Raw genomic sequence first — 25,231 nt, forward strand, 5'->3', positions numbered from 1 at the left:
CGGTCAATGCTGGGCGATGATCATGCAATGCCTACAGGCCGAAGCCCTAGCTTATGAATTTCGATGCCGTTGCCGCGCTGCAGGTGACTCTGGTGGTCGTCAGCGCGGTTTTCGCTGGCGCCAACTATCTCGCCTGGCGTTTGTTCGGTCACCCCCGGCATGCCCTGATCTGGACCTTTGCCTACCTGCTGGCCATGGCGCAGTACCTGGTCAATCTGGTTCGCGAACTGTTGCCTTCCTACGAGTTCTACTGGCTGTCCGCCAACCTCATGTCCACCCTGCTGGTGATCGCCGTGGTCTGGGGCCATCGGCAGCGGCTGGGCAGGGTAACCCCCTGGCATTGGGCCTTCGCCTTGTTTGCCCTGATCATGGTCACGCAACTGGTTTTTACCCTCTGGGTGCCGCGGGCGGATGTGCGGGTTTCACTGGCGCCGGCCTTTGCCTGCATCGCGCTGCTGCACGTCGCCTGGCTGTTGTTGCGCCATGGCCCGGAACCAGTGCTGGCTCAGCGGGTAGCCGCGGTCATTCATGGCCTGTTCGGCCTGGCCCAGGGTCTGGCGGCCGGGATTGCGCTGCAGTTTGGCGCGGTTGCCTCGCCAACGCAGGGGCAGGCCTACAATCTGGTCAACTTCGCCCTGATGCCGACTTTTTTCGTGGCCATGGGGGTTGCGGTGATCTTCCTGCTGGCAACAGATCTCTCCAACAAGCTGCGTCTGCTGGCGATCACCGACCAGCTCACGGGCGTCAGCAACCGGCGCGGCTTCCTGCAGGCCGCTGACCTGCTGCTGGCCCGGGCCCGACGCCATCGGGGCCCACTGGCAATGGTGCTCGCCGATATCGACTTCTTCAAACGGGTCAATGATCGCTACGGCCACAGCGTCGGTGACCGCGCCCTGGCGCATTTCGCCCAGGTTCTGCGGGAGAGCGTGCGGGCGGAAGACTGCATCGGCCGCATCGGCGGAGAAGAGTTCGCCATCGTCATGGGCGAGTCCAGTGTCGGGGACGCGGGCCGCATGGTAGCCCGGGTGCGGCAGGCTCTGGTTGAACATCCCATGGCGGACAACGGCGAGAAAATCCCCATTTCAGCCAGTTTCGGCATCGCCGCCTTCGCCGGCAATGAAAGCAAGGAGGCGCTGTTGATGCGCGCCGACCAGGCTCTGTACCAGGCCAAGGAGGCCGGCCGCGATTCGGTGATTGTGGCTGAGGACGCCCACCCCCTGGGTATGGTTTCCCTCGGCTGATTTGGCCATACTGTCCGACCCCGAACACCCGATAAACATAAACGCCCAGAATGGAGCCCGCGATGTCCCTGCGCAAGTTCAAGCACGCCTCTACCCTGTTTCTGATGAAGTCCCTGGCCGGTCTCGCTGGCAGCCCGGCCTATATGGCCTATACCGGCAGCGGCAGCGCCGCTGAACTGTGCCGTCACATCACTCGCACCGGGGTGCGCAAGTTGCTGCTGGTGACAGACAAGCCGCTGCGGGACCTGGGCATTGTCGACCAGGCCACCGCCGCGCTGGCGGACACCGGGGTAGAGCTCGTGATTTTTGACGGGGTCGAACCCAACCCGACCTACGACCAGGTGGCGGCGGGCCGCAAGCTGATGCTGGAGCACGGTTGCGAGGCGGTGCTGGCCATCGGCGGCGGCTCGTCCATCGACGCGGCGAAAATCATCGCCGCCGCAGCCACCAGTGACGAAGACCCGAAAAACTGGGTGGGCTTTGGCAAGGTCAAGCACGAGGTACCCAAGCTCTACGCGATCCCGACCACCTCCGGTACCGGCTCGGAAGCCACCATGGGGGCGGTGATTTCCGACAGCGAAAGCCGGGAGAAGGGCGTGATCTCCGGCGCCAGCCTGCTGCCGGCGGCGGTGGCGCTGGACTCCGACCTGATGCTGGGCATGCCGGCGCCGATCACCGCCGCCACCGGCATCGATGCCCTGACCCACGCCATTGAAGCCTATATCTGTGTCTGGGACCGGGGCACGCGCAAGGAGCACGCGGCCATGGCAACCCGGTTGATTTTTCAGCACCTGCGCGACGCGGTCGCGGACGGTAGCAACCGCGAGGCCCGCGACGCCATGGCGTTGGCGGCCTATTACGCCGGCATTGCGATCAACCAGGTCAATGTCGGCAATGTGCACGCCATTGCCCACCAGATCGGCGGCAAATACGGCATTCCCCACGGCCTGGCCAATGCCCTGGTGTTGCCCCATGTGCTCGAGTACTGCCGGGTCGAATCCGGCGAGGCGCTGGCGGAACTGGCACTGCTGGCAGGGGTGGGCACCGCCGGCGAGACCACCGATGCGCTGGCGGGCAAGTTCATTGCCGCGGTGGTACAGCTGCGCGCCGATGTCGGCCTGCCGGAGACCTCCGACAAGATTCGCGCCGAGGATTACGATTACCTGGCTGGCCTCGCGTTCAAGGAGTGCGAAGGCTACCCGGTGCCGAAGCTGCTGGAGCGGGACGCCATTCTGGCTATTTTGCGCAAAATCACCGCCTGAGGTTGCCGCCGGTGGGGGCCGGGCATCAGCCGCGGAAGACGGTTGCGCCAGCCTCCGCCTCGTTGACCGCGGCGCGCATGAAGCCGAACAACTCCCGCCCGGTCCCGTACCCGGAGCTGTCATCGTCGCGCTGGGCTGGCGTGCGCTCGCGCCACTCGTCCGCCGGTACCAGTGCCTGCAGTTCACCGCTGTTGCAGTCGATGCGAATGGTGTCGCCATCGTGGACTCGCGCCAGCGGCCCGTCGGCAATGGCCTCCGGACTTACGTGAATGGCCGCCGGTACCTTGCCGGAAGCCCCCGACATGCGACCGTCGGTGACCAGCGCCACCCGGAAGCCGCGGTCCTGGAGAATGCCCAGGTAGGGGGTCATTTTGTGGAGCTCGGGCATGCCGTTGGCGCGGGGGCCCTGGAACCGCAGCACGGCGACCAGGTCGCGCTCCAACTCCCCGGCATCAAAGGCCGTCTTCAGCGCATCCTGGGTTTCGAAAACCCTGGCGGGCGCCTCAATGACGCGGTGTTCCTCCGCCACCGCAGAGATCTTGATTACGGCGCGGCCGAGATTGCCCTGCAGCAGGCGCAGACCGCCTTCCGCCGAGAACGGCGCCGAGGCCGGCCGCAGTACAGCGAGGTCAGCGCTGGCCTCGGTACCCTCTACATAGTCGAGGCCGGCGTCAGCCAGGCGCGGCTCGCGGGTATAGTGGCGCAGCCCCGGCCCCCAGTTGGTGAGCACATCCTCATGCAGCAGACCGCTGTCGAGCAGGGTGCGAATCACAAAGGCCGTGCCGCCCGCGGCATGGAAATGGTTCACGTCCGCGCTGCCGTTGGGGTAGACCCGGCTCACCAGCGGAGTGATGGCGGATAGCTCACTGAAATCCTGCCAGTCGATGATGATGCCCGCGGCGCGGGCGATCGCGATCCAGTGGATGCTGTGATTGGTGGAGCCCCCGGTCGCCAGCAGCGCAACGATGGCGTTGACGATGGCTTTTTCGTCTACCACCTGGGCCAACGGCGTGTACTCCCGGCCCAGCGCGGTGATCCGGCACAGGCGCTGGGCCGCGGCCTCGGTCAGGCGCTGGCGCAGCTCGGTGTCCGGCTGCTCGAAGGCGGCGCCGGGGATGTGCAGCCCCATCGCCTCCATCAGCATCTGGTTGCTGTTGGCGGTGCCGTAGAATGTGCAGGTGCCCTTGCCGTGATAGGCCCCGGACTCCGCTTCCAGCAGCTCATCGCGGCTGGCCTTGCCCTCGGCGAACAGCTGCCGGACCCTGGCTTTTTCGCTGTTGCTGAGGCCGCTGCTCATGGGGCCGGCGGGGGCGAACATCACCGGCAGATGGCCGAAACTGAGGGCGCCGATCAGCAAGCCCGGCACGATCTTGTCGCAGACCCCCAGGCACAGCACACCGTCGAACATGTTGTGCGACAGGGCGATGGCGGTAGCGCCGGCGATGATGTCGCGACTGAACAGGGACAGCTCCATGCCCGCCGTGCCCTGGGTAACGCCGTCGCACATCGCGGGCACGCCGCCGGCGACCTGGGCGGTGCAGCCCATGGCGTGGGCAGCGCGCTTGATGATGTCCGGGTAGCCACTCAATGGCTGGTGGGCGGAGAGCATGTCGTTGTAGGCGTTGACGATGCCGATGTTGGCTGCTTCCACCAGCTTGAGCACCTGCTTCTCCTGGGGCTCGCAGGCGGCAAAGCCGTGGGCGAGGTTGCTGCAGGACAGGCTGCCCCGCTGCGGGCCCTGGCGGCGCATGGCGTCAATGCGGTCGAGGTAGGTGCGACGGGAGTCGGCGCTGCGCTCGCCAATGCGCTCGGTGATCTGCTGCAGTCGGGGATCAGTCATCGGGGGCCCACCAAATTGTCAGGGGTGTGTGTGTCTGTGCCAGTACGCTCGCCACGGGATAGCCCCGGGCGATAGCGGATTCCAGCACAGCGCGTTTGGCGCTGCCGGTGATATGGAGGTGAATATGGCGGCTGTCCAGCACTGCCGCCAGGGTCAGGGTCATGCGCGGGTGCGGGGCGGTGACAGGGTCGGTCGCGGCCACCCGGGCAGGGTTCGTGGGGTCCAGCAGCAGCTGCAGGTTGCTCGCCTGTGGAAACCAGGAGGCGGTGTGGCCGTCGCCCCCCAGGCCCAGAACCACCGCGGCGAAGGGACGCGGCAGGCTGCTTAACGCATTTTCGACCTCCGCCACAGCTGCGGTGCAGTCCGCGCCGGGGGTTTTCAAACCGACAAAGCTCGCCGCCGCCGCCCGCTCCCGCAACAGGCACTCGCGCACCAGGGCTTCATTGGAATCCGGGTCTGTGGGGTCTACCCAGCGCGCATCCACCAGGGTGACTGCCACCCGGGCCCAGTCCAGCTTGGCCGCGGCCAATTCCCGGAACATGTGCCGCGGCGTGCTGCCGCCGGATACCGCCAGGCTGCTGCGGGGATGGTCGGCGAGATCCGCTTTCAGCGACGTGGCCAGCTCTGCTGCCAACGCCGCGTCCAGTTCCCCGCGACTGCCGAACTCGCGCCACTCACTCATACCAGCTGCGGCCATCCACCGCGACCAGGGCGGTGGCGGCACCGGGGCCCATGGTGCCCGAGTTGTAGGGTTTGACCGGGGTGCCCGCTTCCTCCCAGGCGGCGATGATGGAGTCGATCCAGCGCCAGGCGGTCTCGACTTCGTCGCGGCGCATGAACAGGGTCTGGTCGCCGTTGATGGCGTCCAGCAGCAGCCGCTCGTAGGCATCGTAGCTCACACCCTTCTGCGCCGGATCCTCGGTCAGGTGCAGCTCCACCGGCTGCAGGCGCAGCTTGCGGGTCAGGCCCGGCTTTTTGTTGAGGGTGTGCAGGCTGATGGTTTCCTCGGGCTGGATACGGATTACCAGCTTGTTGGTGAGCTCGTTGGGATCGTTGGCAAACAGCGAGAACGACAGTTTCTTGAATTCGATGACAATCTCGGAGTAGCGCCGGCTCAGGCGCTTGCCGGTGCGCAGGTAGAAGGGCACCCCGGCCCAGCGCCAGTTGTTGATGCTGGCCTTTAGCGCGACAAAGGTTTCGGTGGCGTCGGCATCCTTGTACTCGGCCTCCTCCAGGAAGCCCTTCACCGCCTCGCCCCTGACCGCGCCGGCATCGTAGCGGCCGCGCACCGAACGCTCCTTCGCGTTGTCCGCGGTGATGGGCTCCAGACAGCGCAGGACCTTGACCTTTTCATCGCGGATATCGGTGGGGTCGAGGCTGGTCGGCGGCTCCATCGCCACCAGCGACAGCACCTGCAGCAAGTGGTTCTGTACCATGTCGCGCAGGGCACCGGTCTTGGCGTAGTAGTCGCCGCGGCCCTCGACACCGATCTCTTCGGCCACGGTAATCTGTACATTGTCGACAAAGGTGTTGTTCCAGACCGGGTGCAGCAGCGGGTTGCCGAAGCGCACCGCCATCACGTTCTGCACGGTTTCCTTGCCCAGGTAGTGGTCGATCCGGAAAGTGTCTTCCTCACCGAACACGTCGGCAACCTGCAGGTTGATCTCGTGGCAGGAGGCGAGGTCGTGGCCCAGGGGTTTCTCCAGTACCACCCGGCTCTGCTCCTGCACCGCGCCCGCCTGCTGCAGATGGCTGCAGATGGTGCCGTAGAGGGCCGGCAGGGTGGCGAGGTAGAACAGCCTGATGGGCGCGACGTCCGCGTTCAATAGTTGGGTCAGGTTCTCGTAATCGCCGCCATCGCTGGCATCCACCCGGACATAGTGCAGGTGCTGGCAGTAGCCTTCCCAAACCGCCGTGTCCCAGTCTTTCGCGGGCACGAAGGTCTGCAGGTTGGCATGGGCTTCGTTGCGGAAGGTCTCCGAGTCCATCTCGCGGCGGCCGGTGGCAATGATGCGTTGCAGGCGCTCGGCGAGGCCGTGGCGGTGAAGCTGGTACAGGGCGGGCAGCAGCTTGCGGGTGGAGAGATCCCCGGTGCCACCGAAGATTACCAGGTCAACCTTGTCATTCATTGCAGGGCTCCCTTCACTCGAAGGCCACGGATTCAGTCGAAGGCCACGGATTCCGGCAGCTGGCGGTACCAGCGCACACCCTGGGCATCGATATCAAAGTCGATCTGGCGCCGGCGCTGCAGGCAATTCAGGTGGGCAAGCGTCTCGCCTGTTGCCAGGCTGAGATGGTCGCCGGTGATCTTGCGTTTGAACAGGGCAGGGAAGCAGTCCACCACCCGTTGTGGTTCCACCAAATGTTCGTAGAGCTGGTTCAGCTCCTGTTTGTGGGCTTCGATCAGCTGGGTCAGGCGCACGTGCAGGCCGCGGAAGGGGGCCTCGTGGGAGGGCAGCACCAGCAGGTCGTCGGGGAGCAGTTCGCGGATGCGGGCGCAGGACTGTAGCCACTCCTGCAGCGGGTCGCTCTCGGGCTCGGTGGGGAACACGCTGACATTGGGCGTGATCCGGGGCAGCACCTGGTCGCCGGAAATCAGGATTTTCAGTGCCGGGCAGTAGAGGCAGGCGTGCTCGGGCGAGTGGCCGCTGCCGACAATGACCTGCCAGTAGCGGCCGCCGATGGTCAGGGTCTCGCGGTCCTTGAGACGGCGGAAGCTGTCCGGCAACTTGTAGACCGCGCGGCCAAAGCCGCCGAAGGCCTTGCGATAGTTCTCTATCTGCTCCTCGCTGTAGCCGGCCGCCTGGTAGAAGCGTATGGCCACCTCCGGCGCGGGCTTGCCGGTGTCGCTGACCAGGGAGCGGCACATCAGGAATTCTTCCCGGGTCATCAGCAGCTGGCAGTCGTAGCGTTCGGTCAGCCAGCCGGCGAGACCGACGTGGTCCGGATGCATGTGGGTACAGATGACCCGCTTCACCGGCCGGTCCTTCAGAAAGCCGTTGCACAGCTGCTCCCATATCTCACGGGAACGCGGCAGGTCCAGGCAGGTATCCACCACGGTCCAGCCGTCGCCATCCTCCAGCAGCCAGATGTTGATATGGTCCAGCCCCATGGGCATGGGGAATCGCACCCAGTAAATCCCCTCGGTGATCTGCTGCGGTACGCCCGGCTCGGGGTTGACGGCCCGCGACCAGGGGTAGGTGAGGCCGGCGTAGATTTCCGGGTTTTCGACAAGCATGGGCGGATCCGGGAGCAGCGACAGAGCCCACTATGTTCGGCGTTGGTGGGGGGAAAGTCCAGTGTGAGTCCGGTCAGGGCGCGATGCGGCTGTCCCTCACACCTGAAGCCGTTTCTGGTCTAATCTATTCCGGCACCCTCGGTTGGGTGCCACACAGGAGCAAGGCATGGACTGGCGAGGGAGACGGAAAAGCAGCAACGTCGATGACCGGCGCGGACAGCCGCTGCGCGCAGGCGCCGGCGGCGGGGCGGGTCTGCTTATGCTGCTGCGTGTGCTGCCCTGGCTGTTGCGCAGCAAGGTCGGGCGCGTGCTGCTGGTGGTGGGTGTGCTGGGTTTCGTCGGCGCCCAGATGCTGGGGATCGATCTGCTCCAGCTGACAACCGGGGCGGGAACGCCATCCGAACAGGTGTCGTTCTCGGCGGAGGAGCAGGAACTGCCCGACTTCGTTGCCGTGGTGCTGGCGGATACCGAGCAGACCTGGCAGAAGATCTTCGCCGCCTCCGGCAACCGTTATGAAGAGCCGGTGCTGGTGCTGTTCACACAGCGGGTGGCCTCGGCCTGTGGCACAGCCAGCTCGGCGGTCGGCCCCTTCTACTGCCCCGCGGACCGCAAGGTGTACATGGATCTGGGCTTCTTTCAGGACCTCGACCGCCAGCTGGGTGCGCCCGGCGACTTTGCCCAGGCCTACGTGATCGCCCATGAGGTGGGGCACCACGTGCAGACATTGCTGGATATCACCCAGCAGGTGCGCGCCAGCGGGCAGGGCAGGTCCGCAGCCGAGGTCAACGCTCTCTCAGTGCGCCAGGAGCTGCAGGCCGACTGTTTTGCCGGCCTCTGGGGCCATTCTGCCCACAACTACAGTCAGATGCTGGAGCCCGGTGATCTGGAAGAGGCTCTGCAAGCGGCATCGGCGATTGGCGACGACCGCCTGCAGAAACGCAGCGGCGGCGACGTGGTTCCTGACAGCTTCACCCACGGCACCTCGGCCCAGCGGGTGGCCTGGTTCCGGCGCGGCTTTGAGAGCGGTGACATCAACCAGTGCGATACGTTTGCTGCGGGGAGTTGAGATGCCTCAGCGCAAGGCAGTGCCACAATGCTTGTTGCCGGTGAGCGCACCGCCCTGGGGCCCGGCGATTATTTATTCCTGCCTGCGGGCACGCCGCATCGGGTGGAAAGCTGCGAACCTGGCACGCTATGGCTGGCGGTGCACCTGCATCCCGAGTGACAACCAATGATGCGTTGGTTGCTGCATCGGCATAGACCGGGCGCTGCTAGTGTGCGTGGTGAGGTGCCGCGTGGCTGGCGCATGACGTGTTTTGAGAGTTGCTTGGCACGTGGTATAAACGGAACGGTCGCTCCTCGAAAATAACAAATAAATGGTTGGTGGCCGTATGGATCGCGAATGAAAAAACCATATTAGAACTTGCCGATGGCTTTTGCTGCACTCCGCGTTGCGAGGAAGCTGAAATGGGCGTGCGCTCAATGTCCGGTTTCGACCGAGGCTGTGTGAAAAGTCCTATGATAGAATTAGCCGACCGTCCAAGGGATTTTGGGAGCGCGTAGATGAGTGGATTCATTCGCGCTGAGAGTCGACAGCAGTCGGCTTTATTTCCTGAAAGTCTAGACGACTATATTGCTGAAGATAATCCTGCCAGGCTTCTCGATGCATTTGTAGATTCTCTGGACCTCGGCGCACTGGGTTTTGATCGAGTTAAACCTGCCCCTACTGGGCGTCCGGCATATCACCCTTCGATCCTCCTTAAAATCTACATCTATGGGTATTTGAACCGCATTCAGTCGAGTCGACGCCTTGAACGGGAAACCCAGCGCAATATCGAATTGATTTGGCTGACAGGCCGTTTAAGTCCAGATTTCAAAACGATTGCCGATTTCAGGAAGGATAATGGCGGAGCAGTTCGCAAGACGTGCAGTCAGTTTGTCATTCTTTGCCGGCAGCTCGAACTCTTTGAGCACTCTGCTCTGGTTATAGATGGCAGTAAGTTCAAGGCAGTCAATAGTCGAGATCGAAACTACACGCCTGGAAAGCTTAAGGCGCGCATTGCCCAGACTGAAGAGCGTGTTGTCCGCTATCTTGACGAACTTGATCGGGCCGACCGGCAGCCTGACTCATTACCTCGGGCGCGAATTGAACATTTAAAGGAGCGCCTGGAGGCCGCAAAAGGGCTGTTGAAGCGGCTGGATTCTCTCAGCGAGGTTATTGAACAGTCGCCCGATCACCAGGTTTCCCTGACAGATCCGGACGCCCGCTCTATGGCAACCAGTGGAAAAGGTACTGGAATTGTAGGGTACAACGTGCAGGCAGTAGTGGATGCGAAGCACCACATCATCGTAGCCCATGAAGTGACAAACCTGGGTCACGATCGATTTCAGCTGGGGAATATGGCTAAACAAGGGAAGCAGGCAATAGCCAGGGACGATGTCACTGTCTTTGCAGATCGTGGTTATTACAGCGGCGTAGAAGTACTTGAGTGCGAGAAGGAAAATATTACCGCGCTAGTTCCAAAGGTATTAACTTCAAATAGTAAAGCGGCGGGTCGATTCGACAAACGGGACTTCATTTATATCGCCGAAGTAGATGAATACGAGTATCCAGCCGGCAAGAGAGCGAAATATCGATTCCGCACTGAGGAGAAAGGTTTAGATATCCGGCTCTACTGGTCTTCTGATTGTCCGGCTTGCCCAATCCGCGAAAAATGCACGACGTCCAACTATCGACGAATTCGCCGGTGGGAACACGAGGCGGTAATGGATTGAATGCAAACTCGGTTAGATAATCTACCTGAAGCAGCAAGGATACGGCGACAAACTGTTGAGCACCCATTTGGAACGCTAAAAGGGTGGATGGGGGCGACGCATTTTTTGACTAAAATGCTACCGAGAGTGAGTACGGAAATGAGCTTGTATGTATTGGCCTACAATATGAAGCGTATGTTGAGCATTTTCGGAACGCAGCGATTGGTGCAGGCGATCCAAGCCTGAAAACCTCACCTCTATATATTTGAAAAAAATAATTGGGCCGCCTGGCTAGGAGTTCCAGTTTCCCCTTATGGTGATGGTGGTTGGGATTCTCAAGCAAGACTCAATGATGAATACCTAGTCTACCTATTCGAGAATTACCCTGAACCCGCAATCTGGACGCTGAATGGAGGAGGTTACCTTTGGAAAACGGTAGCGAACTCGAACGATGAGCGTGCGCCCCCCGGATTGGTTACAGATAGATGCAGCGGTGCATTTTAGTTGGAGTTATTCATATAACCATTTTGCAGGTAGGAGATGTATGGCAGGTTTTCAATGAGTTGAAGCCTGCCCTGCTTGTATTGAATTTTTGCACACCACTGTTCAGCATGCGAACGCCACTACTATCGCAGTAATAGGTAACAACACATCCCAACAATAAACATTAGTGTAAAACTGTTCGTGTTCATTGCTGCTGCCGTGGAATATCAAGGCGAGTCTTGAAAAAAATCGGGTCCAGGAGAGGTAGAGGTAGTACGTCGAGAAATGGGCGCTTACCTTGTTGATACATTAATTACCTACATGGATAATTTCACTTTTTCTAACTATTGGCATAGCACTCGTACCTCGGAACTGATACACGCACACCGAGAACTCTACATATCTCCGAGAACTGATCTCCTACTGTTTTCTTGCCGTCTCTGAAAAAGGGCTGGATAATCAGCGGCAGATCTGAGTCATGAGACGCGGCTATGTGTAGCGACAATTCGTGAGCGAATTTTAGGAATTCTGCTGTTTTCAATGCATACGCATCTTCACAGGAAAATTCTATGAGAACGCCAATCCGATTTTGATGATTATATGTTTCTATATGAAACGGCACGATATACCTCCAGTGTTATGAGCTTGAGGTGGTCAACACAAGCTATAACGGCATATTATTCATAATTTCGTACGCTGGCCATAATCCGTATTAGGGGCAACGGCACTTAGTTAAGCTCATATCAGATGACCATAAGTCTGTATCTGACGACGAGCTTCGGCCCTGGGTACTTTCAGCCACGGGTAGGGCTTCGGTCGTCGTTTGCGTGCCCGTGGCTCAATACGTCCAGGCCGGTTCCCCACCGTGAGCTGGGCGATCAGACGAAAACAACTCGGCCGATTCCGTCCGCAGCGCGGTTGTCGTCCACACGCTCCACAGCTGTACGGTATGTTTGAAGCTCAGCTCGCGGGGATGCAGGCCGGCGTGCTGCGCCGCCTGTGCCATCAGCAAGCGAATGACGTTATAGGCCAGCAAATACACACTCAGCTCCTTCTCCACCATGGGCGGCGTCAGGCAGCGCAATACCTCCATACCCAGGGTGGTCTTGATATTGCGGATATCCAGCTCCACATGCCAACGACAGGCATAAAGGTCGGAGAGCTCGCCCTTGGGCACCTGGCGTGCGCTGACCATAGTGGTCACCAGCACCCGGCCATCGACTTTGACTTCACGCACCGTCAACTCATCAGGAAAGCTCCGGTACTGCTCGGGCGTCATCCACTCGGGACGCCGCCTCGGTTTTGTCCAGCGCACGACATGATCACGTTCGCCAAGCCGGCGACCGCGGCGAAAGTCCGTGATACGGGCGCCATGTTGCTCGAACAGCACATCCACACCGGCCGCCTGCAGCAAGGCGATCATGAAATAGTTGCAATACAAGGCATCCGCCAGCAACACATCGCCCGCCGAGAAGGCGTCGAGCAGGCCTCGCATGAGGCTCAACTCGCAGTTGCCTTTGCCGGCAGGCGGCCCGATCGCAGCATCCAGCACCGCACCCGTGGCCAGACAGATGATGGCCACCAGTCGCGCCTGCGGAAAGCCCACGCCTGGCGCCTGTGTGCTCGGCTGCGGATAAGACGCCTGGTTCTCGGGCGTGTTGCTCGTTGTGCCGCCCAAGCATTGACGGCCTGCTGACAGGATCGATCGGCCGCCAGCACTTGCTTCATGAACATCGACAAGGCTACCGTCGGTGGATACAGTCTCTCGCGATGTTCTGGCAATTCATCCTCCACCAGCTTGAGCAATTCCGGTCCGGTCAGCATATTGAAGAAATCCACCGCCCCGGCTTCTCGCGTGCGTCGACGGATGAGGTTTCGATGTTGCTGTGATTGCGAATGCGCATTACGATTCATATGGGCTGGCCTCCGGTATTGGCGGGGTGGTTGTCTGCAAACAACATCCTACCAATCCAGGCCAGCCTTCTCCTTTTATTTCAATCGTTTAACCTCGCGAATCCATGCTGTTGGGGCTTAACTAAGTGCCATTGTAATTAATCCGTATCTGCGCGATTGTGCCAATAGTCACCGAAAGCTTGATATCAAAAGGCGCCCCTAAGCCTTAGCAAGCGCAAGCACACCGACACCATTTCCGTTGCGCCTTTGGCTCTGCTACAAAGCTGGGTGTATTGGCAGCGGTAATGTCTGCTCTGGCCGAGAGACGAATTCAAGGTTATTAGATAAATGATGTCGGGACTGTATTTAGATCGAACACGTCACCGGGCAGTCAGATACTGAGTTGGTCAGGGTGGCTTTGGTCCTCCGCAACGAGTGGGTGCCGTAATCTTCCGGCTGTAAACCAATTTGTGAGATCGAATTTTACGATTCGCGCATACTGCCTGGTGCTCATGTGGTTGTTAGCGTGGATACGGCTTGGAAACAAATAGTCGTCGTATGCTAATTCCTTTGAGGCCACCCATTTCTCCAGAGACTCTCGGGTTTGTGGGGTGATTTCGAATTTCACTGGCTGTAGCGTCTTCTGTTGAATCACCATCGCCAACCCCGATGAATGAAGTGATTAGCAAATAGTTAATGTTTCTTTCCTGTGTTTGTCTTGATCTGGACATGGTGCTAGCGTACGACTTGAAGTCAAGAGGTTTGAATGGATATCGCTGAAGCTGCCAAACGTTCGGCGAACTAATAGACCATATCAATGAGAATATCGCAGCCTTCCTCGCGCAGATGGTCGAGGAAGAGCAAGACGCCGACCATAATGGCGCCATCAATGCCTGCATGAGGCGACTCGGCCGCACCGACTGCGGCCAGAGTCTGCACGTCAATACAGAACTTTCGAGAACGGCGCCAAGAATTGCAGGGGATCGATCTTGACCTTCGAGGCCTTGTGCTTAAGGAGGCTCCTGGCGTCCTTGCGCCGGGCCGCGAAAATGTCAGTTCCCGCGAACATCAGAAGCAGATTCTTGCGGTCGGACTGGAGCTTCTTCGCCCCGGTGACCAGCTCGTCGCCAGTCGTCGCGAAAGTGACGACGGGTTTCAAAAGCTCTTTCGCGCGGGAAGAGAGTGGGCCGAACCGATCTGCATCCGGATGCTCCTCAGTAAGTAGGTTGATAGCATCGAGGAAACGGTACTGCCGCACCAGCTCAGCCGTGCGGTTAGCGTATTTCTCGACGGCCTCGCGCTCCCTGCCGCTGAGCAGGGCGACGACCTTCTTGAGCTCCTCGATACATTCGTAGTGACGGTTCCACAGCCGGATGTAGCGCTGGTGGACCTCGGGGTCCCAGAGTAACATCCGGTGCCGGTAGCGGTAGCACACAAGGTTCTTGTCCGAGATTTGCGTGCGGTCCTGCTGCATGATGCGGTTTTCGGACAGCGACTTGGGATAGGAGACCACCTCGACCTCGCCGCACGGAACGACATCCTGGTAGACTTCGACGAAGCGAAAGCCACGCAGAACGCAGATCAGCCCGTCGGCAAAGGACTCCGCCTGCATCTCGAACAGGATGTCGTATTGGTAATCGGCGTAGGTGTAGGTCGACTTGAGCTGCTTGCCGCCGAACGCCTCGAGGTCGGTCCAGTCAGTCTGGACCGTGCGCACGGTGTCTTCTACCAGCGACCTGAACGACTGGCCACCCTGTTGAACGCGCATCCCCTCGTAGACCTTCGAGCGATATTCGCGGGCGACGCCTTCGGCGTTCACCTTGGCCAGTCTGCGTTCGAGCAGGTAGAACATCACCTCGACCGCGAAGCCGACGAGGAGGCTGCCGACGAAGCCCAGGCGCAGGGGCTCGGTGACGAGGTCGAGCGGGTCTGGGAAGGCCATGTTGACGCCATTGCCGAGCGCGCTGAGCGTGCGCCTGAGGCCGAGCCTGCCGCCTGAGAACCCGCCCGAATTGATCCGCGCCCTGGCGGTGGGCAGGTTGGCCTTTGGGGTCTTGGGCGGGGCGTCGAGTGTATGGGCCGTGGTCTTGCTACCGGTCGCTTTTGTGGACGTAGCCGCATCGTTGGCAGCCCCGGCACGCGTGCGCGCCCCGGGTAGACCGCCCGTTCCGCCTCCGGGCATGCCTTTGGACCGCTGCGACTTGGTCAGCCCGTTCCGCTGCGCGAAATCCTCGATCTTGTCGACGACCGAGGCACCGGGCGCGCTTTCCATGGGGAAGGCCGACCCTTCGGAGAACAGCTTGCGGTATTCGTTGGTGTCCGCGCTGACTGGGGCCAGGCTGTCGCCGTTGAACGTGTTGAACGGGTTGCGTTCGCGGGGGGGCCAGTGGTCGATCTGCAGCGCGGTCCATTTGTTGTTGATACGGTTCTTGATCTGGGGTGCATTGCCCACCCGAATCGAGTCCTCGGTATAACGCACGACCCCGGCCTCGCGCGCCTTTTCCAGCATCTTCCGGAACGCGGGGTCGCGGTAGGCTTCGCGCCAGATCGGCTTGGATTCGTAGGCCTGCCCCAGGTCGTAGGCGCGGTCGAAGATCCGCCGCGCGCGGTTCAGGTGAGCCTCGGGTACCTCGTCAGGATAGGCCCGGACGATCTCGAGCATTTCCTTCTCGAGTAGTTTGAGCTTGGGCAGCTGCCGGATCCTTGTCTTGCCGTAGAACCGCCGCGCCGCGTCCTTGACCGGCCCGGTGAGGTCCTTCAGGAACTCGTTCTGCGCGCGGATCCGGGCGCTCGGCTTGCCGAGATCCTTGATGAGCTTCTGCGGAAACGCGTCGGGCGGCCGGGCGTAACGGGGCGGCTTGCGCCGTGCCTTTTTCTTCCTTCCGCCGCTGCGGTTGCCGAACTTGCCACCCATGTCAGGCCGCCAGGACGGTCACGGCCCGCCGCCGCCTTGCGGATCGCCAATCGCGAAATCAAGGTCGGGGTTGCCGGTGAACTCGTAGCGGGCATCTGCCGCGGGGTCGTCGGTGCGGCCCGCCAGAAGCCGCTGCGCGTAGCGGATCTTCTCCATCCGCTTCAGGCGCAGATCCTCCTGTGCGTCGGCGGCGTCGAGCTGGCGGTGAAGGAGTTTGAAGTCCTCGAGGATGGGGCGCGATCCCGGCAGCGCCTCAATATACATGGCGTCCATCGGCACCACGATTTCCTCGTCGTCGCGGAGGGGCGATTGCAGCAGCCTCTTGAGCTGCGCCCTGAGCCCGTCCTCCAGCGCCGCGAACTCCTTCGGATCGAGGTTCTCCTTCAGGCAGCAGACGTAGTCGAGGAAGTCGTCAAGGTTCATGTTGCCGAGGTCGTCGGGGTCGGTGATCCCGAAGCCGCCGGCGGCACGCTCGACGTAGGGTTCCATCATGAAGTCGGTGATCGCGTTGGCCTTCTGCATGGGGAAGATCATATAGTTCGCGCGGAACCCGATCAGGTCGTCGATGTCGGCGACCTGGTACAGTGGCACGGTCTCGACCACCTGATCGCCGACGGGCTGCGCGACGGTTGGCGGCTCGATCTCTGGCCAGACCTCGAAATCATGGATCGAGGTGCGCAGGTGTGCGACGTTGGCCAGGGCCCCCGACAAAGCGCTTCGACGGATGCGGTAGGACCGGCTGGTGGCCTGAGAACGGTGCAGGACCGGCACCGGCACGTCTTTCAGCCGCAACCAGCGCTGCTGGAACGGCTCGTGCATCCAGATCGCCTGCATGTAGTGCGTGATGAAGCTCTTGATGTGGTTGCGCAACTCGTACACCCGGACGGTCATGGCCAGATGCGCCCCGAGCCGGTCGGCGAAGTCCTCGGTCGCGCGGGCGAGGCTGACGTTCATCTGGGCAAGCTGCGCCTCGAGGTCGCGCAGCTTGTTCATCTCGCGCTGGTATGCGTCCTGTGCGGCAGCCTCGCGCACGCGGGCTGCCTCGGGGGGCTCGCCCTCGCCGCCGATGAACCGGTCGACGAGGTTGCCAACGATGCCGACCGAAGTCAGCTTGCGCGCGAAGCCGAACAGCTCGCCGCTGCGGGTCTTGCGCTGCGCGGCGCGGGCCGAACGCTCCATCGAACGTTGCAGCGCGGCGTACCGGGATTCGGTCAAGCCGCGGGATTCGGTGATGTCCTCCCTCAATTCCTCGACCAGGCGGCGCTGCTGTTCCAGCGACTTGCGCGCTTCCTCGAGCGCGAACTGGTCGGCCACGCTGTTCTCGGCCACGTAGTCGAGTGGTGGGCGCAGTGCGTCGTCCAGAAGTACGCGGTTCAGGATCCAGCGGTGCGTGATTAGCCAATCCTCGTCGATCTCGGAAGGCCGAGGCATTTCCTGGGCGACCAGCACGACCGAGGACATGCGGTGCAGGCGTTCCTCGACCCGGTAGCGGCGCTGAAGCTCGTAAAACAGGTAGGTGACGGTCAGCTCGTCGTTGGGATTCGAGATCTCACCGGATTCCTCGTAGGTGTCCTCAAAGGATTCTTCGGTCTCGAGCTCGACCTTGGTTTCGTTGCGGTATTCGCGCGCGGCCTTCATCACCGCCTCGTGCATCCGCTTTTTAGTCTCGGCTGACTTGTTGGAGGCGTCTTGGCTGAGGGTCGAGCTGGTACCGCCTGACCAGACGCCGACGGTAAACGACCCATTGGCCGAGGCGTTGAAGTTGGTCTTGTCCATCGCGTCCTGGACGATCTCCGCCTCGGCGCGGGTGGTCGAGTTGGTCTCGCTTTTCATCGCCTCAAGGTTGGTCTCGATCTCCTTCCGGGCGCGGCGGCGCTTGCGCACGGTCTTTTTGGAATACTTGCGCACCTCCTTGGGGGCCAGGGGTATGCTCTTGATCAACTCGCCCACCTGGTAGGCGGTCGGTGTCCAGCGCTGGCGGTAGGTCAGCATCAGGCCGAAATTGACGCTGCGCTGGCGGCGGTTTGCGGCGAAGTACTTGGCCGGGTAGGCTGAGTTCAGCCGCCCGCGCAGCTGGTTCAAGATGTCGCTGTTCGGCAGGATCGACTTTCCGGCCGCCTGCCGTTCGAGTTCCTTACGCGCAGCAGCGACGATGCGCGCGGCCTGGTCGCGCAGTTCGTCCACCCGCGTCATCACGTATTCCTTGGTTCGGTTGAACGTGTCGAGGTCGCCGCTGGTGAGTCCGTCGTCGAACACGTTGCCTTGCAACTTGCGCTGGAACAGAAACTCGAAGCGGGTCTCGATCTCGTCGGCGATGTCCGACAGCTCGGACTGCTGCGATGCGGACAACGCGTCCCATTCGCGCTGGTCGATCTCGGCATGGCGCTGAACCTCGACGTCAACCGGCGTGGAGACCTGCGACCACAGGGATATGCCGTTGCGCAAGATTAGCGAATCGAGGAAGCGCGTTGAGGACCCTCCGCCCTCGACGAAACGTTCGTAAATCGCTTCCGCATCGGCGATCAGTGCGTCGTCGAGCGCCTCTTGCCAGACCGGGGAAAATGCGATTTGCAGGTCGTAGAAATCGAAGAAGGCCGGCACGTCGGCGGGGCCCGGCGGTAGAGTCAGGCTCGGGAAGCTATCGGCCGCCGCAATTCCCTCCTCGTCGAGGCGCGAACCCGGCGCGGGCAGCGGCGACTGGCCGGGATCGAGTATCGAGCGTTCGTCGAGGACCGCGGCGATGTAGGTCGGCAGCACGTCCTTCAGCTCGTCGACGGTGACGTTCCGCCCGGTGCGGCCGGCGGTATCCGCGGGCCGCCGGTCCTCGATCGGAAGGGGACCGCCGTTGTCATCGTCGATGTGGTTGCCGTCCTCGTTCTGCCCGTCGTTATCCCCCTCGTTCCATGGTTCGTCGTCGAAGCAGATCTCGCGGCGCCGGTCGCGGCAGAAGCGGTTCAGCGCGTCGATCCGGTTGACGATCTGGCCGTCGGCCTCGGGATTGGCGCCCGAGCCGTCCTCGCCGGCGAGGACCACGCGCAGGTCTTCTTCCCTGACTGTTATGGTGTCGTCATTGTCGCCAGCATCACCCACGTCGTCGCCGCCCCGGCGAGTCGCCCCGGCGCGCGCCTCAAGCGCGAGGAGTTGCTGCGACGTCAGCGAGATGCGGCCCTTGAGCGTCATCCGGTCCGCGAGCGGCAGATCAACCGAGAGGTCGGTGGCGAGGCGGTCGGCGATCGCGAACTCGCTGGCCTGACGGACCGAAGCTCCCTGCTCAACGAAGAGTGGGTCGCGGGCGACGCCCTTGTTGTCTCGTTCGACCAGAGACATCCGGGCCTCGAGCTCAAGCGCGACCGTCTTCCTGAACTCGTCGCGGCGCTGATCGCTGAGCGCGAGGCGTTCGGCCGCGATATTCCTGCGCGCGGCCCTGCGTGCCATGCGCGCGGTCTGGTCGGCGAGGATCGCCTCGGGGCCGGGCTGCACGGGCGGCGGGGTCGCCGGGTTGTTGGCATCGGCGAAGTCCGCGGGCAGGCAGACGATGAATTCCTCTGTCTCTCCCGCGCAGAAGCGGATGTCGCCGGCCTGGTAGATAAATTCCATTGTCCCGGCGTCGTCGCAGCATGAGGACACGGCGAGCCAAAGGTTGGCCCTCCGTGAGTTCCACGAAATCGGAAAGCGCGAGGGCGGACCGGTCAGTGCGTATTCGATTGAAAACTCGCCAGATGCGAGGCTGCGGGTTGAGCCGAGTCGCAACAACTGGTGGTCGCTCAAGGCATCGCGTCGGCCGAGCGGGAGTGCCGAGGTGAATCCCCGATCTACGTGAAAGGCTTCGACGAGCAAGCCCGAGATCGGGCGCCCGGCGGCGGTGACTTGACCTAGAACGATCGGCATCCTCAAACTCCGCTTTGTGGTCTACGGGCGGTCTTCGGAATATGCGGTGCTGAACGATAATTTCAGACTAGCAGATTCCGCCCTTGATGCAAATCCACCCATTGGGCGTCAGCCAGGAGCGCGCAATTTCCGCGCTGCAACTGCAAAGGTGGCATACGTTTGACTGTGTGCCATTATTAGAATGTCCATCACGAGCGAATTTACTTTCGCGTGTACATGAGTGCGCGGTGCAGGGAAAACGTTAAATGCTCAACCGACTCTGGCTCTCCGCGAAACTGTTTACCCACCAGCGGTCCTGGACGCGCCATATACTCTATCTCACGACGATTGCCGTCCTGCTTGCCGTAAGCCTGGTTTTGGTCTTCTACACCGGTGGGGCGCGCAGTCCCTATTCCTATGCCGTGGTGCTGCCCGCTTTACTGGGTGCGGCGTGGTTCGGTGTTCCAGGCGGTTTTCTGACCGCGCTGCTGGGTGCGCTTCTCCTTGGTCTTTACGTACCCCTGGACACCATCGGCGGGGAGCCGCAGGGGCCGGGGCATTGGCTGCCGCGTCTGGTGATTTTCGTCTTCATCGGCGTCATTGCAGGGGCGCTGCATGACCGGTTGCGGCGACAGGCGCAGGCGGTGATCGAGGCGGAACGTGTCGACCCGATGACGGGGTTGCCCAACCTGTTCGCGCTCAGGGCGGAGCTCGACTCGTCTCTCGGCCATCGATCCGCGGACGAGAGCCGAATGGCGCTGATGCTCTTGAGGGCCACGGATCTCGCCGAGATCATCGACGTCATTGGCCTTGGCGCCGACGACAAGATCATGCATGAAGTGGCGCAGTATCTTCTCCGTGTCTGTCCCGAAGTCACGGGGGTCTATCGTTTCGGCGGTTCGGAGCTGGGTTTTGTCATCAGAGCCAAGGATGCCCAAACGCTGAAACGGGTCGCGCCTACCCTGCACCAGGCGGCCGCCGCCACGTTCGAAGTCGACGGCATGCCCATAAGGATCGAGCCGGCTATCGGTATCGGTCATGTCGACATCAACGGTGAGCCTTGGACGGATGAGCTCATACGCCGCGCACGCGTGGCGTTGCGCCATGCCACGACGATGGAACGGGAGTGGGTCGCCTACGAGCCCAGGATCGAATCGAATCAGAAGGGCACCATGGAGCTGATCGCGGGAGTCGAACAGGCGCTCCAGGCCGGTGAGTTCGAACTCCATTACCAGCCCAAGATGCGCCTGGCCGACGGACAGCCGGCCGGTGCGGAAGCCTTGGCGCGCTGGCGTCAGCCTTCCGGGGAGATTGTGCTGCCCCTTGCATACATATTAAAACTGGAGCAGACCAGCCTGATAGACGAATTCAGCCGTTTCGTGATCCGCGCGGCCATCGATTATGCTGGCTCCGGGTTGCTGATCCCGGTGAGCATCAATCTGGCCGCCCGCAACGTTGGCGACGAGGATTTGATCGACACACTGATCGACAGTTTGCAGGCCTCCGGCACGCCGGCGGCACACTTTGAGGTTGAGGTGACGGAATCGGCGCTGATGCGGGATCCGGAAACCACCACCAGAATGCTGGCCAGGCTGCGCGCGGCGGGTATCGGCGTGTGCATCGACGACTTCGGTACCGGTTTCGCCTCGTTTGGCTATCTGCGTCGTCTGCCGGCCACCAATGTAAAAATCGACCGCGAGTTCATCTCCCCCCTTGAAGCAGATGCCAAGGCGCGTCGTCTGATGCAGTCGATAGTGGAAGTCGGACACGCACTCGGCCTGACGGTGACGGCGGAAGGTGTCGAGACGGAGGGGCAGGCACGGATACTCGCGGACCTTGGATGCGACTATGGCCAGGGTTTTCTTTGGAGCGCAGCGCAGCCCGCGGACGGCCTACAGGCATGGTTGGATGCGAATGACTTCGCGGTGGGGCATCGAAACTAGAGCAGCACTCGCCCGGGCCGGGTTTGTGGTGTATTTAATTGATGGCTACAACCACACGGGGATCTTTGGCATCGTTTAGCCGGATGACCATACCTTTGTAGCGGTAGCTACTTATCCCAAGGACATACATGCCTTCTGCGATTCCGAAGTGAATGAACCGAGATTTAGGGCTCTTCAAGAGCTCATCGAGTCGCCTCTGAAAGGCCTCCTCGCGTTTCTCCTGGGGTATGAGCTCGAGCGCAATCATCAGTACAACCGTACGTTTAGACGGAACAGAACACTACTCGAAATTCTTCAAGATTGTCCGCCAGTTGTCCTATTTATCAGTAACAACCGACTTTCTTCTGTGCAGTACCAAACTCGAAGGCAAAGTAAATAATTGGGCATCAGGCTGATTAACGGGGGGCAGGAAACGTCCGCTACTGGCCGGGAGTACCAATTTCCCGAAAAACCTGGCTATTCCAGCTACACTGCCGTCCCAACGCGCAGCGAGGAAGATGTCATGCACCAGGCCATTGCCGGCTATCACCAGGATGAACACCACGACTGGGTGGCGGAACTTGCCTGCGGCCACTACCAGCACGTGCGGCATCAGCCACCCCTTGCCCAGCGTCCCTGGGTGGAAACGGCAGAGGGGCGGGCGTCCATGCTGGGGCAGGACCTGGCCTGCAAGAAGTGCGAGCTGGGGGCGCCCGCGGATGAGCCGAAGGTGCCCAAGGTGGTTGTGGAATCCAACCGCGAGCGCACCCTCCGGTTGATCCAGGCCATCGCCCGCGGCGACGCCGATTTTATCGCCGACGCTTATGCCGACGATGGCAAGTTGCACACGATGGGCGGCACCCTGATTTCCGGCGTCTATGACAAGTCACAGATCCGGCAGTTTGCCGGCAGTGTGCTGGAGGCCTTCCCCGCCGGGCTGAGCTACACAATCCACGCGGTTACCGCCGAGGGCAACCGGGTGGCGGTGGAGGCGACGGGCAAAGGGCGCCACGTGTCCGGCCATGACTACGTCAACCACTATCATTCCCTGTTCACCTGGCGCGACGGCAAGCTCCTGGAGCTCAAGGAGTACATGGATACCGAGGCGGTGACCAAGGTGCTTTGCGGTGGGGTGCGGCCCGGATAGCGGCTGGTTTGTCGGCCCCTCCGTCCGGCAATGTCGCGTTTTATCTTCTATACTGAAAAAATCCATCAGGCAACGAGACGCAGCCCCGTGCGCAAGCAGGGCAGGCGCAGTGAACTGCGCCTACAGCCAGGCGGCTAGCCCGGGTTGACGGAAATTTCTCAACCGAAGGACTGTGAGGATGGCCAGCACGGAGACAGGCAAGCACAGCAAACCGTTGGTAATGATTACCGGCGCTGCCGGAGATATCGGCACGACACTGACGCAGGCACTGAAGTCCGCCTATCGCGTGATAGGACTGGATATTGAGCACGCAGAAGAAGCTGACGACAGCTTCGAGTTCGATCTGACCTCGGCGGACTCCGTGCAGCTGGCATTGCGAAAAATTGCCGACCAGTACGGCAGGGAATTCGCGGCCGTTGTTCATCTGGCGGCTTACTTCGATTTTTCCGGCGAGGAATCGCCGATGTACCAGGCCGTCAACCTGGAGGGCACCCGTAATCTGCTCAGGGGGCTGTGCGATTTTACCGTGGATCGGTTCATCTACTCCAGTACCATGCTGGTTCACCGCCCTGGAGTGCCGGGCCAGAAGATCACCGAAGACACTCCCATCGAACCCGGCTGGATCTATCCGCGCTCAAAGGCGGAGACCGAGGAAGTAATCCGCAAGGAAGCAGGCGACATGCCCTTCACTCTGCTGCGGCTGGCGGGTGTCTATGACGAACATACCTGCGTGCCCACACTGGCGCACCAGATTGCACGCATTTACGAGCGCACCCTGAAAAGCCACTTGTACGCCGGCAACACAGGCGTCGGCCAGGCTTTCCTCCACAAGCAGGACATGATGGATGCGTTTCGGCGCACCATCGACAAGCGCAACGAGCTGCCAAAGGAGGGGGCGATCCTGGTCGGTGAGGAGCGCAGTGACAGCTATGAAGCCATCCAGAATCGAGTTGGCGAGTTGCTACACGGTGAGGAAGAGTGGAGGACTATCAGCGTCCCCGCGCCCGCGGCCAAGGCCGGTGCCTGGGCCGAAGCCAAGGCGGAGCCTCTTGTTCCGGATGATTTCGATAAAGGCGAAAAGCCCTTCATCCGTCCCTTCATGGTCGAGCTCGCCAACGACCACTATGAACTGGATACCAGCCGTGCCAGGGAGTTGCTGGGCTGGCGGCCGCGCCATCAGCTGTTCGATGTGCTGGCAACTCTGGTGGAAAACCTGAAGCAAGACCCCCGGAGCTGGTATGCAGCCAATGGCGTCACGCCGCCGGATTGGATGGAGGAGGCCGACGAGCTTGGCCGCAATCCGGACCGCCTGCTGGCGCGGCACAACGAACACTACCGGGAGCAGCACCGCCAGACCCAGTGGGCCCACTGGCTCAACATGGCGGTGGGCGCCTGGTTGATCACCTCGCCGCCGGCGCTCGGCTACGGCGGTACCTGGTTGGCTTACAGCGACGCGCTGGCGGGTCTGGCACTGCTGGTATTTGCCGGTATGTCGCTGTCCTGGCGCTACGGCTGGGCGCGCTGGGTGTGCGCACTGGTGGGCGTATGGCTGATGTTTGCGCCGCTGGTTTTCTGGACAGAAAGTGCGGCCGCCTATCTCAATGGCACCGTGACCGGTCTGCTGGCTATCGGCCTGTCGGCCCTGGTGAGGCCGGCGCCGGGCGTATCACCGGTGGCGGCAAACACCGGGCCGACCACGCCGCCCGGCTGGGACAACAATCCGTCGAGCTGGTACCAGCGCTTTCCCATTATTCTGCTGGCGCTGGTTGGCTTCTGTATCTCCCGCTATCTGGCGGCCTATCAGCTTGGCCATATCGATGCCGTGTGGGAGCCGTTCTTCGTCGGTACCGGGATCGAAGGCAAGAACGGCACGGAGGAAATCATCACCTCTGATTTATCCGAGGCCTGGCCAGTTCCCGATGCCGGCCTTGGCGGCATGGTCTACGCCCTGGAGATCATGCTGGGCCTGCTCGGCGGCACACGCCGCTGGCGCACCATGCCCTGGGTGGTGGCTTCGTTCGGTGTACTGATCGTACCCCTCGGGGCAGTGTCCATCACCTTTATCATCATCCAGCCGATTCTGCTCGGCACCTGGTGCACCCTGTGCCTGATTGGCGCCGGCGCGATGCTGCTGCAGATCGCCTACGCCTGCAACGAGCTCGTGGCCACCGGCGGCTTCCTGCTGCGCCGGTATCGCGCGGGAGCGCCGGTGCTGAAAATCTTTTTCACGGGCGATACCGATGAGGGCCGCAGCGAACCGGAGGACACCAGCTTCCAGCAATGCGGCCCCGGGTCCCTGCTGCGCGAGGCTTTCACCACGGGTGTGAACCTGCCCTGGAACCTTGCGCTGTGTATCCTGATCGGTGCCTGGCTGATGTTTACCCGGGTCACTCTGGGCGCCGAGGGCGGCATGGCGGACTGGGATCACTTTGTGGGCGCGATGGTGATTGCCATAGCCGTGGTCGCCATGGCGGGTGCCGCGAGGCCTGTGCGCTGGCTGCTGCTTCCTCTCGCGGTGATTTTGCTGGTTACGCCATGGGTTTACGGCGCGGCCTTGCCGGCTCTCGTGGCGAGCCTGCTGTGCGCTGTCGCACTTGGCGCCCTGAGCCTGCGGCGTGGCCCGATCCCCGGGCACTACGGCGACTGGAACCGGCTGCTGGGGTGATGTGC

Annotated in this window: 13 protein-coding genes and 3 pseudogenes; 8 read left to right on the forward strand and 8 right to left on the reverse strand. The window is 61.6% G+C overall.

Annotation, left to right across the window (positions count from 1 at the left end; all coding sequences use genetic code 11):
- Positions 1 to 53 precede the first annotated feature (53 nt).
- Both Q6D67_RS01165 and Q6D67_RS01170 read left to right on the forward strand, forming a co-directional pair.
- A complete protein-coding gene (locus Q6D67_RS01165) occupies positions 54 to 1,241 on the forward strand; it encodes a diguanylate cyclase (RefSeq protein WP_304703681.1) in 1,188 nt (395 codons plus the stop codon).
- A 62-nt stretch (positions 1,242 to 1,303) separates the two neighbouring features.
- Positions 1,304 to 2,503 carry an iron-containing alcohol dehydrogenase gene (locus Q6D67_RS01170; RefSeq protein ID WP_304703682.1) on the forward strand — a complete coding sequence of 400 codons (1,200 nt, stop codon included), beginning with the start codon at positions 1,304 to 1,306 and terminating at the stop codon, positions 2,501 to 2,503.
- Between the two features lie 25 nt (positions 2,504 to 2,528).
- Here Q6D67_RS01170 and edd read toward each other — a convergent pair whose 3' ends face one another.
- The 4 genes from edd to Q6D67_RS01190 are packed head-to-tail and all read right to left on the reverse strand — an operon-like array spanning position 2,529 to position 7,581.
- Entirely contained in the window at positions 2,529 to 4,343 is a 1,815-nt protein-coding gene (edd, locus tag Q6D67_RS01175) for a phosphogluconate dehydratase (protein ID WP_304703683.1), read from the reverse strand.
- Positions 4,336 to 5,025 carry a 6-phosphogluconolactonase gene (gene pgl, locus Q6D67_RS01180; protein WP_304703684.1) on the reverse strand — a complete coding sequence of 230 codons (690 nt, stop codon included), beginning with the start codon at positions 5,023 to 5,025 and terminating at the stop codon, positions 4,336 to 4,338. The genes edd and pgl overlap by 8 nt, the downstream gene beginning before the upstream one ends.
- Complete coding sequence (zwf, locus tag Q6D67_RS01185; protein WP_304703685.1) at positions 5,018 to 6,472, reverse strand: glucose-6-phosphate dehydrogenase; 1,455 nt, start codon at positions 6,470 to 6,472, stop codon at positions 5,018 to 5,020. Before zwf ends, pgl begins: the two co-directional genes overlap by 8 nt.
- Before the next feature lie 32 nt (positions 6,473 to 6,504).
- Entirely contained in the window at positions 6,505 to 7,581 is a 1,077-nt protein-coding gene (locus Q6D67_RS01190) for an MBL fold metallo-hydrolase (protein ID WP_304703686.1), read from the reverse strand.
- Between the two features lie 166 nt (positions 7,582 to 7,747).
- Here Q6D67_RS01190 and Q6D67_RS01195 point away from each other — a divergent pair, with 166 nt between their 5' ends.
- The 3 genes and pseudogenes from Q6D67_RS01195 to Q6D67_RS01205 all read left to right on the forward strand — a co-directional run bounded on the left by Q6D67_RS01195 (position 7,748) and on the right by Q6D67_RS01205 (position 10,581).
- Positions 7,748 to 8,647: a neutral zinc metallopeptidase gene (locus tag Q6D67_RS01195; protein ID WP_304703687.1), complete on the forward strand. Its 900-nt coding sequence runs from the start codon at positions 7,748 to 7,750 to the stop codon at positions 8,645 to 8,647.
- Positions 8,648 to 8,668: 21 nt separating this feature from the next.
- Positions 8,669 to 8,806 (forward strand): annotated as a pseudogene (locus Q6D67_RS01200) (cupin domain-containing protein); the annotation flags it as partial.
- Between the two features lie 338 nt (positions 8,807 to 9,144).
- Positions 9,145 to 10,581, forward strand: a pseudogene (locus Q6D67_RS01205) (IS1182 family transposase).
- A 975-nt stretch (positions 10,582 to 11,556) separates the two neighbouring features.
- On the opposite strand, the pseudogene Q6D67_RS01210 reads toward Q6D67_RS01205, so the two are convergent.
- The 4 genes and pseudogenes from Q6D67_RS01210 to Q6D67_RS01225 all read right to left on the reverse strand — a co-directional run bounded on the left by Q6D67_RS01210 (position 11,557) and on the right by Q6D67_RS01225 (position 19,513).
- Positions 11,557 to 12,732, reverse strand: a pseudogene (locus Q6D67_RS01210) (IS4 family transposase).
- Positions 12,733 to 13,512: 780 nt separating this feature from the next.
- Positions 13,513 to 13,650 carry a hypothetical protein gene (locus tag Q6D67_RS01215; protein WP_304703688.1) on the reverse strand — a complete coding sequence of 46 codons (138 nt, stop codon included), beginning with the start codon at positions 13,648 to 13,650 and terminating at the stop codon, positions 13,513 to 13,515.
- A gap of 1 nt (position 13,651) precedes the next feature.
- On the reverse strand, positions 13,652 to 15,625 hold the full coding sequence (locus Q6D67_RS01220) for a hypothetical protein (RefSeq protein WP_304703689.1): 1,974 nt from the start codon (positions 15,623 to 15,625) through the stop codon (positions 13,652 to 13,654).
- Between the two features lie 18 nt (positions 15,626 to 15,643).
- Positions 15,644 to 19,513, reverse strand: a complete 3,870-nt coding sequence (locus tag Q6D67_RS01225) for a DUF2225 domain-containing protein (RefSeq protein WP_304703690.1) — start codon at positions 19,511 to 19,513, stop codon at positions 15,644 to 15,646.
- Positions 19,514 to 19,758: 245 nt separating this feature from the next.
- On the opposite strand from Q6D67_RS01225, the gene Q6D67_RS01230 reads away from it, so the two are divergent.
- The 3 genes from Q6D67_RS01230 (at position 19,759) to Q6D67_RS01240 (ending at position 25,226) form a co-directional block, all read left to right on the forward strand.
- Entirely contained in the window at positions 19,759 to 21,435 is a 1,677-nt protein-coding gene (locus Q6D67_RS01230; protein ID WP_304703691.1) for a bifunctional diguanylate cyclase/phosphodiesterase, read from the forward strand.
- 502 nt (positions 21,436 to 21,937) lie between these two features.
- A complete protein-coding gene (locus Q6D67_RS01235) occupies positions 21,938 to 22,561 on the forward strand; it encodes a DUF3565 domain-containing protein (RefSeq protein ID WP_304703692.1) in 624 nt (207 codons plus the stop codon).
- A 178-nt stretch (positions 22,562 to 22,739) separates the two neighbouring features.
- The gene (locus tag Q6D67_RS01240) at positions 22,740 to 25,226 is read left to right on the forward strand and encodes a vitamin K epoxide reductase family protein (RefSeq protein ID WP_304703693.1); all 2,487 of its coding nucleotides are present in this window, start codon (positions 22,740 to 22,742) and stop codon (positions 25,224 to 25,226) included.
- The last annotated feature ends 5 nt before the right edge of the window (positions 25,227 to 25,231 follow it).

This window comes from Haliea sp. E1-2-M8, from assembly GCF_030649675.1.
Lineage (GTDB): Bacteria > Pseudomonadota > Gammaproteobacteria > Pseudomonadales > Halieaceae > Haliea.